Origin of the sequence: Paenibacillus sp. FSL L8-0502 (assembly GCF_038593055.1) — a bacterium.
Lineage (GTDB): Bacteria > Bacillota > Bacilli > Paenibacillales > Paenibacillaceae > Paenibacillus > Paenibacillus polymyxa_D.
In genome coordinates, this window is sequence record NZ_CP151958.1 from 5,055,600 (window position 1) to 5,069,088 (window position 13,489).

Consider the following 13,489-nt stretch of genomic DNA (forward strand, 5'->3'; position numbering starts at 1 on the left):
CTCATGAAAATCATTTTTCTAATGTATTCTCTTGGGCCACCTGATGTTTCTGAGCGGATGCCCCATCCTTCAAATCAGACATTTCTGCACGCAAACGTTCTATTTCCCGTTGAAGCTCTCGCATAGAATCCACAACCGGATCAGGCAACTGATGACTAAGTCGGTCTGGACGCCTACCATCCTGTCTGACAACTCGCCCCGGGATGCCCACCACCGTACTGTTTGGTGGAACTTCTTTGAGCACAACCGAATTAGAGCCAATGTTGGATTGTGCCCCAATCGTGAAAGAGCCTAATATCTTCGCACCAGAGCCGATAACAACATTATTCCCAATGGTCGGATGGCGCTTCCCTTTCTCTTTCCCAGTCCCGCCGAGTGTGACCCCCTGATACAATACGACATCGTCGCCAATCTCACAGGTTTCCCCGATGACAACTCCCATGCCATGGTCAATGAACAGCCGATCTCCGATACGAGCGCCAGGATGAATTTCAATGCCTGTCATAAACCTTGATACCTGGGATATAACACGGGCTAGAGTACACCAGTTTCGCAAATAAAACCAATGTGCGATTCGGTGTGCCCAAAGGGCATGAACACCGGAATACGTAAAAATGACCTCCAGCTTACTCCGGGCGGCCGGATCATTATCCAAAACAGTCTGAATGTCGGATTTGAAATGTCTGAACATGTCGCCCTCCTATTCCCTTCATATCCTTGCCGCATCATCACAACACTTCACGTTCCGCCAATTTTCGCATCCACCAGCACTCTTCGACATTTTTCTATCTATAACGAGTCTGAGTCTGATAAAAAAGAAAAAGCGCCTCCGCAGCCTAAGCTGCAGAGACGCATGAACGTGGTCCCACTCTGCTTTCGAACATATCTGCTGCATAAAAAGCAGATAATCCGTCTTTGGCGTCCTGTAACGGGAACGAATCGGCACGCCCTTGTCACATCAGCATTTGATGCTAATGAGGGTTCGGGCGCACGGCTCCCAGGCGCATTTCCTCCGCAGGTCAACTGGACGGCTCTCAGCCTGGGGTTTCCCCTCGACCGTCCTCTCTGGCAGATGCCCTTATGCAGTGTACTTCTCCTGTTCGCAGCCTTTACACGTAAATATCAATCCGTATCAATGGAGTCATTATAGCGAAAAGACAACAAATTGACAAGAAATATCAGCCTTTAATTTGTGCCTTGAGACGATCCAGTACCTTGTCACGTCCAAGCAAAAAGATAGTTTCATTCAGATCCCGTCCATGCGTTTGGCCTGTAAGAGCCACACGAATCGGCATGAATAATTGTTTCCCCTTAAAACCGGTTTCCTTTTGAACTTCTTTGATCAGCTTAGCCATTTGTGGAGCTGTAAATTCCTCACTCGTTTCAACTTTACCTGCAAAAGCTCTAAGTACCTCAGGAACCTGCTCTTCGGCCAATACAGCTGCTGCTTCAGCATCCAGTTCCAGATGTGAACGGAAAAACAACTCAGACAACGTTACAATATCGGACGCAGATGTCATCTGTTCCTGGTATAAGCGAACAAGGGCCTTAGCCCAATCCAGTTGTTCCGCAGACAGCTCAGTAGGCAACAGCCCCGCTGTCTGGAGATGTGGAATCGCCATGCTGGCAATTCGCTCAGGATCAGCCTTTTTAATATAGTGATTGTTCAAATAAGCAAGCTTATTTGTATCAAACACAGCTGGACTTTTGGACAAACGATTAGGATCGAAAATCGAAATCAGTTGTTCCCGATCATAGATCTCTTCTTCGCCTTCTGGGGACCAACCCAGCAGTGCGATGAAGTTGAATATAGCTTCTGGCAAATAGCCCAACTTGTCATACTGCTCCATAAACTGAATAATGGATTCGTTACGTTTACTGAGCTTTTTGTGATCCTCACCTACAATCAGCGTCATATGACCGAAGCGTGGCGGTTCCCACCCGAGAGCTTCAAAGATCATCAACTGCCGCGGTGTATTGGAAACATGGTCTTCGCCCCGTAGTACATGCGATATTTTCATCAAATAATCGTCAACTGATACAGCGAAGTTATATGTCGGAATACCGTCTTTTTTGACGATAACAAAATCGCCGCTTTCCTTGGAATTGAACGTAATTTGTCCTTTAACGATATCGTCAAACGTATATTCACGATCTTCCGGTACACGAAAACGAATACTTGGTACACGGCCCTCTGCTTCAAATGCCTGGCACTGTTCTTCTGTTAGATCACGATGTTTTCCAGAATAGCGCGGTGTCTCCCCACGTGCCGTCTGCTCTTCACGCTCGCGCTCCAGCTCTTCTTCAGTGCAGTAACAGCGGTAAGCCAAACCACGATCCAGCAAATCCTGCCAGTATGTTTTATATATGTCCAAGCGTTCAGTCTGACGATAAGGTCCAAACTCTCCTCCCACGTCTACGCTCTCATCCCAGTCCATACCCAACCATTTCAAATATTTAAGTTGGCTTTCTTCTCCGCCCTCAATATTGCGCTTCACATCTGTGTCTTCGATACGAATAATAAATTTCCCACCTTGATTGCGGGCAAACAAATAATTAAATAATGCCGTTCTGGCATTTCCAATGTGCAGATGCCCTGTAGGGCTTGGTGCATAACGTACACGAACTTCCGTGCTCATATAATCTCCTCCAAATTGAATTACTCAAGATGATAGCATTTACTTGATAAGACAGACAACCGATTGAGCCGCGATTCCTTCACCCCGGCCGGGAAACCCGAGTTGCTCTGTCGTGGTCGCCTTGACGTTCACCTGGGATAGCTCCTCTGCTTCCAGCGCCCGAGCGATGACTTCATTCATCTGCGGAATATACGATGCCATTTTGGGCTTTTGTGCGATAATCGTAGAATCGATATTCCCCAAGCGATATCCTCGCTCTTTAGCTAGCCCCCACACATGCTCCAGTAGCTTAAGACTGTCAGCATCCTTAAATTCTGGGTCATTATCTGGAAAATGCTTCCCGATGTCTCCCAAGCCAAGCGCGCCCAGGATAGCATCGCTAATGGCATGCAGCAGTACGTCTGCATCGGAATGGCCCAATAAACCTTTTTCATACGGAATATTCACACCTCCGATGATGCATGGCCTTCCTTCCACCAGCTGGTGGACGTCAAATCCTTGTCCCACTCTGATCATTTGATATCCTCTCCCTCTGTTTTCACCCATAGCGCCGCCATATCCAAATCCTCCGGTGTAGTAATTTTGATGTTCTTGTAGCTGCCTTGAACGACAGTAACCGGAATGCCTAGCCGCTCTATCAGCATAGAATCATCTGTTCCCAAGAATCTCGACTGCTCCGCTTCCTCATAGGCTCGCAGCAGATCGGAAAGACGAAAAGTCTGTGGCGTTTGAATACTCCACAGACTTCGGCGATCCGGCGTTGCTGTAATGATACCATCCCCGTTCACTTGCTTGACCGTATCCTTTACAGGTACTGCCGCTACAGAAGCACCAGTACGCTGGGCTGCCTCAAGGCATGAACGTACAAGCTCAGGTTGAATGAGTGGACGCACACCATCATGCACCATCACCCAATCCGCTTGTAAGTGGCGCAGACCGCGATAGACCGAATGCTGGCGTTCACTGCCACCAGCTACCACCCGTACATTTTTACCGATTTTGTATTGATGAATCCAATCTCGGCAGCGTTCCACATCTGCTGTCCCAGTCACCATCACCATTTCATCCACTTCGGGCATAGCTGCGAATATTTCAAGTGTATGTATGAAGATGGGCTTGTCCCGCAAAAGCAGAAATTGCTTGCTCTCCTGCGTCCCCATACGGGAGCCGCGCCCTGCTGCCACAATGACAACTCCTACCCGATTGTTCATTCAAATAACTCCTGCCCTGATCGCACTTGGACGATCCGTATGATAACACATCTACTTCATCATACCGCGTTTATTGAGCTTTTTCCAATAATTTCGGTTTGGCAAAGATCATACGTCCGGCAGAGGTCTGAAGTACACTCGTGACCAGCACCTCCATAAGAGAGCCAATATAGTCACGTCCGCCTTCCACAACAATCATCGTACCATCATCCAGATAGGCTACACCCTGCCCATGCTCCTTGCCGTCTTTAATAATCTGCACCATAATTTCCTCACCGGGTAGTACGACAGGCTTCACTGCATTCGCCAAATCGTTAATATTCAGCACTGATACACCTTGCAGTTCGCATACTTTATTCAGGTTAAAATCGTTAGTTACAACTTTACCCTGTAACACCTTTGCCAGCTTGACCAACTTACTGTCAACCTCTGAAATTTCCTCAAAATCACCTTCGTAAATGAGCACATTCACATCCAGCTCTTTTTGGATTTTATTCAAAATATCCAGGCCCCGTCGTCCACGATTACGCTTAAGTAAATCTGATGAATCTGCAATATGCTGAAGCTCCTCTAACACAAATTCAGGAATCACAATCGTTCCTTCAATAAAACCTGTCTTGCAGATATCTGCAATACGCCCATCTATAATGACGCTGGTGTCCAAAATTTTATGTTCCTCCAGCTTGCGTTCTTCTGCACCCGTTCCCCGACCAAAAAAGCCAGAACTCCAAAAGGATGACAGCTCGTCCCGCTTTTCTAGTCCAACCATCAATCCCACATATCCACATATCACGGTAACAGCCGTCTGGATAAGTTGACCCGGGGCCCCCAACCATGAAAAAAGCGGATAGACTGCTAAGGAAAGTATCAATCCCACCGCTAAACCAATCACACCTGCCATCATCTCGTTCATCGGAATTCGTACCAAGCCTTCAATGCCCTGTTGCAACCGGTTCGCCACGGATGCTCCTGCGAATGAGCACCCGGCCATAAATAACACTGCTCCCGCCATCATCCAAACAACCATTCCCGGTAAAGACCCATCACTCAACCATTCTGGCATCCACGATACAATGCCCCCTACCCGCTGGTATAACGTATAGCCAAACCATGCTCCGCACAATCCTGTAAAAGTTAAAATAGCCTTTCTCCACATTGAATCTCTATACCTCCTTTATTTTCTTTTCATTAGTCTGCTATTTATTGGATACATAGCATTTCTCTTACCAGTATGATCCATTTCCCACATAACTAACCCTGTGTTTTCACTTTTTATGCATAAAAAAAGCATTTATCTCCTTGAAATAATTCAAGGAAATAAATGCTTATACTTGCTTGATACTACCGCTGTGAATGACGATATTGATCGTCCTGTTCTTCCTGACTGGAACGATCCCGATCACGCCCACGTCTGCGTGATAGTTTACGAATGTTCAGCTTCATACCATACAATGCATACAGCACCAGTGGCACAAAAATCAGCTTCGACAGCTGGTCAGGGAATTTAACAGCCAACACCACCGCTGCAATTACGACCCATGGAGCCACCCAAATTGCTTTTTTCGGGAGGCCAACCTTTTTAAAATTTGGATATTTCATGGAGCTGACCATCAAATAAGAGACCAGCAACATGGCAATCGACATGTATAACAAAGAAATATCGTTATGGAATAAGGACAAAGTGGCTAATACGCCACCTGCTGCCGGAATTGGTAGACCCGTAAAATAACCTGGTACACCAGGACGTACGTTAAATCGAGCCAAACGCAACGCTCCGCACATCGGGAAAATGGCAGTAACCGTCCAAGCGAGAGCCGAATTCGCATCATGAAAAGCAACCATGTACATAATAACTGCGGGAGCAACACCAAAAGATATCATATCTGATAAGGAGTCCAGTTCTTTACCGAATTCGCTTTGGGCATTCAGGACCCGGGCCATTCTTCCATCCAGTCCGTCCAACAACATGGCGACAATAACCATAATAGCGGCAAGACTGTATTTTCCGTCTACAGCCAATAAAATGGCGATCATTCCGAGAAACAAGTTACCTAAGGTACACAAGTTCGGAATTGATTTGGTAATCATCTCTTCACCTCAATGTATGAATTGTTCCATTATAATCCTTTCACTGTATTACATTTACATTTGCCTGTCAATGAAAACTTGTTCCTGCAAACGTTTAAGACCTTCTTTAATCGTACGCGCACGAACCTCTCCAATACCATCCACTTCATCCAGTTCTTCTATCGTTGCTGTGATGACATGTGGAAAACGTCCAAACCGCTCTACCAGATTATGAATAATCACATTCGGTAAACGCGGTATCTTGTTCAGTACCCGATAGCCGCGTGCAGCAATATACTCCTCTGATGTCGCAGCTGAAGAAGGGTAGCCTAGTAAACGTACAATATGATTCACATCCAACAATTCGTCGTCCGTAGAACGTTTGAGTCCCAATATAATTTCACGAATCTTTTCGTCGCTATCGTCTTTGGCATAATCCTTATACAACAACCATGCTTCTTCCTCAATATTGCTGACAAGCTCTTCCATCTGCATACTAATTAGACGGCCCTCATTTCCGAGCTCGTTAATAAATCGTTTGATCTCCATTTTGATGCGCAGCACCATTTCGATCCGTTGGATGACATTAACGACCTCCGGCATGGTAACCAGCTCTTCAAATTCAGATGCTGTCAAATTCGTAGAGGCTTGCCCCAACACAGATCTATATTTTTCTAACGTCTGAATAGCCTGATTGGCTTTCGTTAAAATAACCCCGATTTCCTTGAGCGCATACCGTAATGTCCCCTGATACAAGGTAATAATATTACGCCGCTGGGAAATAGACACAACTAATTTGCCAGTCTGCTTTGCAACTCGTTCTGCTGTCCGGTGCCGAATTCCTGTTTCAATTGAAGAAATGGAGGAGTCCGGAATCAGTTGCGTATTGGCATATAAAATTCGTTTTAAATCCTCGCTTAATATGATTGCGCCGTCCATTTTAGCCAACTCATATAAATAGTTCGGTGAAAAATCACAATTGATGGAGAAACCGCCATCCACGACTTCCATAACTTCTGGGCTATAGCCAACGACCAGAAGAGCACCCGTTTTGGCACGCAAAACGTTTTCCAACCCGTCGCGAAAGGGAGTTCCCGGTGCCACAAGCCGCAGCAAATCGTTCATTTTATCCAGTTGGCTCGCTTCTTTCATTCTCAATGCCCCCTAATCTAATGCGGCTGCTAGTGCATCTGCCACCGTTCCTACTCCTATAATTTGTATCCCTTTCGGATGTGTCCAACCCTTCAAGCTTTTCTCCGGCATGATCACCCGTTTGAAACCTAGTTTCTCCGCTTCTCGTACTCGCTGTTCTGCTCGGGATACCGCGCGCACCTCACCTGTCAGTCCCACCTCGCCAAAAATCACATCATACGGCTTTGTAGGAGCATCCCTAAAGCTGGAAGCAATGCTCACAGCTATAGCCAAATCCACCGCCGGTTCATCCAACTTCACGCCTCCGGCTACGTTGAGATAAGCGTCCTGGTTTTGCAAAAACATGCCCATCCGCTTTTCTAGCACGGCTATGATTAATCCCATTCGATGATGGTCGACTCCTGTGCCCATTCGGCGTGGAGATGGAAAATGTGTAGCTGCAATCAATGCTTGCAGTTCAACCAATACAGGTCGGGTTCCTTCCATACTGGCTACAACAGTAGAACCTGCCACCCCCAGTGGCCGTTCAGACAGGAATAGTTCAGAAGGATTCGAAACCTCACGCAAACCGCTTTCAGCCATTTCAAAAATACCAATTTCATTTGTAGAACCAAAACGATTTTTAACTGCACGCAAAAGCCGATACGTATGGTGACGCTCTCCTTCAAAATAAAGTACACAATCAACCATATGTTCCAACAAACGCGGACCTGCAATGGCCCCTTCCTTGGTCACATGTCCTACCAATACCGTAGCAATACCTAGCCCCTTGGCAATTCGCATAAAGCGTGAAGTACACTCTCGCACCTGAGCCACACTACCTGGTGCACTCGTCACCTCAGGCAAATATACAGTCTGTATCGAGTCGATGACCAAAAATTCCGGCTTCAAGCTGTCCACCGCTTCTTCAATCGTCTCCAAATTCGTCTCACATAATACGTATAGGCTGGGGGACAAGGCACCGAGTCGATCTGCACGTAGTTTCGTTTGACGGACAGATTCCTCACCAGACACGTACAGCACCTTTAAACCAGTTAAAGCCAGCTCATTAGATGTTTGCAGCATAAGCGTAGATTTACCGATTCCCGGATCACCGCCCACCAAAACGAGTGAACCCGGCACCACACCTCCACCGAGTACTCGATTCAATTCGCCAATTCCCGTCAAAATTCGTGCTTCTTTACCGCTCTCCACCTCTATAATAGGGAGTGGCTTGTCTTTTGTGCTATGAGTAAGAAGGGAAGACCCCATTCCTTGAGTTTTTACAACGCTTTCTGTTTCTTCGACCATGGAATTCCATGCCTGGCATCCAGGACATTTTCCGTACCATTTGGGCGATTCATAACCACATTCCGTACAGGAAAACTTAGTTTTCACTTTAGCCATACTTTGTTCCTTGGCTCCTTATTGACGACGATGATGTCAAATTTATGTTCATACAGCCCAGAAAGAGCTGTAACAATAAAAGTTTACCATTGAAGCTTGGCGGACGTAAAGCAATATCACAAACTTTCCCAAAGCATTTACCCAACCTTTTCACCGTGTTTTATACACAAAAAGGGTGCCTTCGCAATAGCTTTCCAGCCTGCGAGACACCCTTTTCTACTGTTTATTTAGTAAACTGCTTTAGGACTTGGCAGATACATTATCCTTTTTGGTTACAGTCAATGTACCGTTCTCCTCATCAATGAAGAGAGAGTCACCTTTAGTAATGTTGCCAGTCAACAATTCCTCGGACAGGCGATCTTCGATATGCTTCTGGATTGCACGACGCAATGGACGCGCACCATACGCTGGATCAAAGCCTTCCTTCGCAAGGAATTTTTTAGCGTTGTCTGTCAACTCGAAGTCAACCTCATACTCATTCAGGCGTTTACGCAGCTCCTCAGACATGAGTGACACAATTTCAGCAATATGTTTTTCTTCGAGAGAATGGAAAACGATAATTTCATCAATCCGGTTCAAGAACTCAGGACGGAAGCTTTTCTTCAGCTCATCCATCACTTTGCCCTTCATATTATCGTAATCCGCTCCAGCGTCCACTACAGCTGTAAAGCCAAGCGTGGAGTTACGTTTAATCGCCTGTGCACCAACATTTGATGTTAGGATGATGAGTGTATTACGGAAATCAACGACACGACCTTTGGAATCTGTCAGACGACCGTCTTCCAGTACTTGCAGAAGAATATTGAATACTTCTGGGTGTGCTTTTTCAATTTCATCCAGCAATACAACAGAGTAAGGCTTACGACGTACCTTCTCGGTCAGTTGACCGCCTTCCTCATATCCAACGTACCCTGGAGGCGCTCCTACCAGACGGGACGTGGAGTGTTTCTCCATATATTCAGACATATCAATACGGATAACCGCATTTTCATCTCCAAACATGGATTCAGCCAAGGCGCGTGCCAACTCTGTTTTACCCACCCCAGTTGGACCGAGGAAAATAAAGGACCCAATTGGACGCTTCGGATCTTTCAGTCCGGCACGTGCCCGGCGAATCGCCCGGCTTACTGCCTTAACTGCTTCGTCCTGTCCGATTACCCGCTCATGCAGCAACTCTTCCATATTCAACAAGCGGTGTGTTTCTTCCTCTTTCAGCTTGCTGACTGGAACACCTGTCCAGATTGCAACGACTTGAGCGATATCCTCTGGTGTAACTTCAGAATCTGTACGACCCTGTTGTTCTTTCCATTGGTTTTTGGTCACGTCTAGCTCTTCACGGATTTTTTGCTCTGTATCACGCAGGGCTGCCGCTTTTTCAAACTCCTGACTTTGTACCGCTGAATCCTTTTCCTTCCGGATATCTTCCAGACGGTTTTCCAGCTGTTTCAGGTTTGGCGGTACAGTGTAAGAATTCAGTCTTACTTTGGAGCCCGCTTCATCAATAAGGTCAATAGCCTTATCTGGCAGGAAGCGATCAGTGATATAACGATCTGACAATTTTACGGCTGCTTCAATAGCCTCATCTGTGATCTTTACACGGTGATGCGCTTCGTAACGGTCACGCAGACCATACAGAATTTGAATCGCCTCTTCTGGAGAAGGTTGATCCACTGTAATGGGTTGAAAGCGACGCTCCAAAGCAGCATCTTTCTCAATATATTTGCGGTATTCATCCAGCGTGGTCGCACCGATGCATTGCAGCTCGCCACGTGCTAGAGCAGGTTTCAGGATGTTGGACGCATCAATTGCGCCTTCCGCTCCACCAGCACCAATCAGCGTATGCAGCTCATCAATGAACAACACGATATTACCCGCTTGACGAATCTCGTCCATAATTTTTTTCAAACGATCCTCGAATTCGCCACGATACTTGGTGCCTGCTACCACAGAGCCCATATCCAGTGTCATTACGCGCTTGTCGCGCAATGTTTCGGGAATCTCATTCGCTATGATTTTTTGAGCCAATCCTTCGGCAATCGCCGTTTTACCTACCCCAGGCTCACCAATCAGAACCGGATTGTTCTTTGTACGGCGGCTGAGCACCTGAATTACGCGTTCAATTTCCTTGCTACGCCCAATAACAGGGTCCAGGTTGTTTTCCTTCGCAGATGCCGTCAGATCGCGTGCCAGACTGTCCAGGGTTGGCGTGCTGACATTAGCTGGAGCACCGTGATGGCTGGAAACAGCCTCGCTGCTGCCGAGCAATTGAAGCACTTGCTGACGCGCTTTGTTCAGACTGATGCCCAGGTTGTTCAGTACGCGTGCTGCTACGCCTTCGCCTTCACGAATAAGACCAAGCAAAATATGTTCTGTACCTACATAGGTATGGCCCAGTTTGCGGGCTTCATCCATAGACAGTTCGATGACTTTTTTGGCACGTGGAGTATAGGCAATGTTCGTCGGTTGCTCTTGACCGCGTCCAATCAACGTTTCCACTTCATCCTGGATTTTTTCCAGTCCCAGGCCCAAACCGATTAAGGCTTTCGCTGCTATTCCTTCACCTTCACGAATGAGGCCTAGCAAAATGTGCTCTGTACCAATGTTGTTGTGTCCCAATCGAACTGCTTCTTCCTGAGCCAAAGCAAGCACTTTCTGTGCACGTTCCGTAAATCTTCCAAACATCATATATCCTGCACCTCCACAGTGTGTATTTCAGATCATTTTATATATTAAAGGGTTGTGCCTAATTTTTGCCGGATCAGCTTCGCCCGGTACATATCGCGCTCTTCGGTATTCATTTTATCCCCAAAGCTTTTTTGCAGGAACCCGGGTTGTGTCATCACATTCAGCTCATTCATCGCTGCGGTGGAAGGACGCTCCAAAATCCCCAAATCTACGCCAAGACGTACATCAGACAGCCGCTGTGCAGCCTCCTTGGAATCCAATACTGCTGCATACGACAAAATACCGAATGAACGCATCACCCGATCTGTAATTCGCAGCATAGATTCATTCATTAGCCTTTCTCTGGCAGAACGCTCGTGCTCAATAATTTGTAGCACCACGCCATGTAGATTCTCAATAATCTCCGCTTCGGTTTGTCCCAGTGTAATCTGATTAGACACCTGAAACAAATTTCCGACCGCTTCGCTGCCTTCACCGTAAATGCCGCGAACTGTAAGACCTACCTGTGAAACAGCAGACAATATACGATTGATTTGATGAGTCATGACTAATGCGGGCAAATGCATCATCACCGAAGCTCTCATACCTGTGCCGACATTCGTTGGACAACTGGTTAGAAAACCTCTCCGATCATCAAATGCATAATCAACATGCGCTTCAAATGCATCATCAATAACCATAGCGCGTTCCCAAGCTTCTCTAACCTGACATCCCGGATATAAGCACTGGATACGCAGATGATCCTCTTCGTTTATCATAACACTAACCGATTCATCATCGCTAATTAAGACAGCACCGTTACGAGATTCGTTCGCCAAATTAGGACTAATCAAATGCTTCTCAACCAGCACCTTCTTGTCGATCTCATCCAACTCGGATATTTTCAACGTATGAAAAGTACCAAAACCGCCTAAATCATCATACTGAAGGATATCCGTCAAGCGCTGAAGTGCTTCTGCCGACTGCTGATTGGTAGCAAGCATGGGAAAAGGCAGATGCTGCAAGTTACGCGCAATTCTTACCCGGCTGCTAATGACAATCTCCGAATCCGCAGCATCACCACGCATCCAGTCACTTAGCGGCTTCTCCGTAAACCGAACATTGGGCATTACGCATCCCTCCTACTCTTCACAAACTTTACTCTTCAGTCATTTCTTTTTCAAGCTCTCTGATTTGATCCCTAAGCTCAGCAGCTGATTCAAACTCTTCCTGTACAATATGCTGTTGCATCTCTTTTTTCAAATCGTCAATTTGCCGTTTAACCTTCAGTCGGCCACCAGTGCGAACCGGAACTTTACCAACATGATTCGTACTGCCATGCACACGCTTGAACAGAGGGTCCAGACGATTATCAAAATATTGATAGCACGACGGGCATCCGAAACGTCCCAGCTTACTAAACTGTGCATAGGTCATGCCACAATCCTTGCATTGCAGGTTCTGCGGACCACTGTGGCCTGGTGACTGGCTCTTTGTACTGGAGTCAAAATCCAACATCCCCGACAGCAAGCTATGAATTGAAAAGCCGTTAGGTGTTCCAGGGATCATCTCCCCTTTTTCCTTCGCACACGTCTCACAAATATGAAACTCTGTCTTTTCGCCATTCACAATTTTGGTGAAATGCAAAGTTGCCGGCCGCATATTACATTCTTGGCACAGCATAAAAGCACCTCCTTCAATGTCAGGATTTAATACCCACCCTACATCCAAAAATTAGTCTCTATTCACACATTATTTGGTCGCCAGCAATGAGATCAGCATAGCCTTAAGCAATCTTGCTCGCAGTTGATCACGATAGGGAAGCTTCAGTAATAATGTATCCCTCGATAAAGCAGCCTTCATTAGATTAGCTTCCCTTTTGCTTAAAAAATGGGCTTCCTCTAACTGATAAATCAGTCCTTCTGCTGCTGATTGGCTAATTTCCTCCCCGATGCTCTGATGAAGATGTGTATGGATGGCATGCTGTGCGGGTAGCTGAATTCGCTGAATACGAATGTAGCCTCCACCACCGCGTTTACTTTCCACCACATAGCCTTTTTCCAGCGTAAACCGGGTGCTAATTACATAATTAATTTGCGACGGCACGCAGGAAAAGCGGTCAGCCAGATCATTACGCTGAATCTCCACTAAACCTTGGGGACTTTCCAGCAATATACTCTTCAAATATTGTTCAATAATATCGGAAACATTGCGCATTTCATCATCCTCCACTAACGGAAACGCAAGTATTCAAGTACATTTCACGCTCCACAGAGTCCGCCGTATATTGAACTTAACCAAACGGTAAAGTCACGAATCTAAGCTGTATTTAGGCTATTGCCTGTTCTACATTCATTGAAATGTACCGTT

The 13,489-nt window shown here is 46.4% G+C and carries 12 protein-coding genes; all 12 read right to left on the reverse strand.

Going from position 1 to position 13,489, the window contains the following annotated elements; translation table 11 throughout:
- Positions 1-10: 10 nt before the first annotated feature.
- Positions 11-691: a serine O-acetyltransferase gene (gene cysE / locus NSQ57_RS22180; RefSeq protein ID WP_029514499.1), complete on the reverse strand. Its 681-nt coding sequence runs from the start codon at positions 689-691 to the stop codon at positions 11-13.
- Positions 692-1,178: 487 nt separating this feature from the next.
- Positions 1,179-2,639 (reverse strand): glutamate--tRNA ligase, encoded by a 1,461-nt coding sequence (gltX, locus tag NSQ57_RS22185; protein ID WP_342425306.1) that lies wholly within the window; start codon positions 2,637-2,639, stop codon positions 1,179-1,181.
- A gap of 39 nt (positions 2,640-2,678) precedes the next feature.
- Entirely contained in the window at positions 2,679-3,155 is a 477-nt protein-coding gene (gene ispF / locus NSQ57_RS22190; protein WP_025723806.1) for a 2-C-methyl-D-erythritol 2,4-cyclodiphosphate synthase, read from the reverse strand.
- Positions 3,152-3,850 carry a 2-C-methyl-D-erythritol 4-phosphate cytidylyltransferase gene (ispD, locus tag NSQ57_RS22195; RefSeq protein WP_029514501.1) on the reverse strand — a complete coding sequence of 233 codons (699 nt, stop codon included), beginning with the start codon at positions 3,848-3,850 and terminating at the stop codon, positions 3,152-3,154. Before ispD ends, ispF begins: the two co-directional genes overlap by 4 nt.
- Before the next feature lie 70 nt (positions 3,851-3,920).
- Complete coding sequence (locus tag NSQ57_RS22200; RefSeq protein ID WP_029514502.1) at positions 3,921-5,006, reverse strand: PIN/TRAM domain-containing protein; 1,086 nt, start codon at positions 5,004-5,006, stop codon at positions 3,921-3,923.
- Positions 5,007-5,191: 185 nt separating this feature from the next.
- Positions 5,192-5,938 carry a CDP-diacylglycerol--serine O-phosphatidyltransferase gene (gene pssA / locus NSQ57_RS22205; protein WP_069011498.1) on the reverse strand — a complete coding sequence of 249 codons (747 nt, stop codon included), beginning with the start codon at positions 5,936-5,938 and terminating at the stop codon, positions 5,192-5,194.
- A gap of 54 nt (positions 5,939-5,992) precedes the next feature.
- Positions 5,993-7,069: a DNA integrity scanning diadenylate cyclase DisA gene (gene disA / locus NSQ57_RS22210; RefSeq protein ID WP_013312183.1), complete on the reverse strand. Its 1,077-nt coding sequence runs from the start codon at positions 7,067-7,069 to the stop codon at positions 5,993-5,995.
- Between the two features lie 12 nt (positions 7,070-7,081).
- A complete protein-coding gene (radA, locus tag NSQ57_RS22215; protein WP_029514504.1) occupies positions 7,082-8,455 on the reverse strand; it encodes a DNA repair protein RadA in 1,374 nt (457 codons plus the stop codon).
- Positions 8,456-8,695: 240 nt separating this feature from the next.
- Positions 8,696-11,140: an ATP-dependent protease ATP-binding subunit ClpC gene (gene clpC, locus NSQ57_RS22220; protein ID WP_340933292.1), complete on the reverse strand. Its 2,445-nt coding sequence runs from the start codon at positions 11,138-11,140 to the stop codon at positions 8,696-8,698.
- Between the two features lie 44 nt (positions 11,141-11,184).
- Positions 11,185-12,249 (reverse strand): protein arginine kinase, encoded by a 1,065-nt coding sequence (locus tag NSQ57_RS22225; protein ID WP_340886521.1) that lies wholly within the window; start codon positions 12,247-12,249, stop codon positions 11,185-11,187.
- A gap of 28 nt (positions 12,250-12,277) precedes the next feature.
- Positions 12,278-12,802, reverse strand: coding sequence for a UvrB/UvrC motif-containing protein (locus tag NSQ57_RS22230; RefSeq protein ID WP_029514506.1), 525 nt, complete (start codon positions 12,800-12,802; stop codon positions 12,278-12,280).
- Between the two features lie 69 nt (positions 12,803-12,871).
- Positions 12,872-13,336 (reverse strand): CtsR family transcriptional regulator, encoded by a 465-nt coding sequence (locus tag NSQ57_RS22235; protein ID WP_013312188.1) that lies wholly within the window; start codon positions 13,334-13,336, stop codon positions 12,872-12,874.
- Positions 13,337-13,489 lie beyond the last annotated feature (153 nt).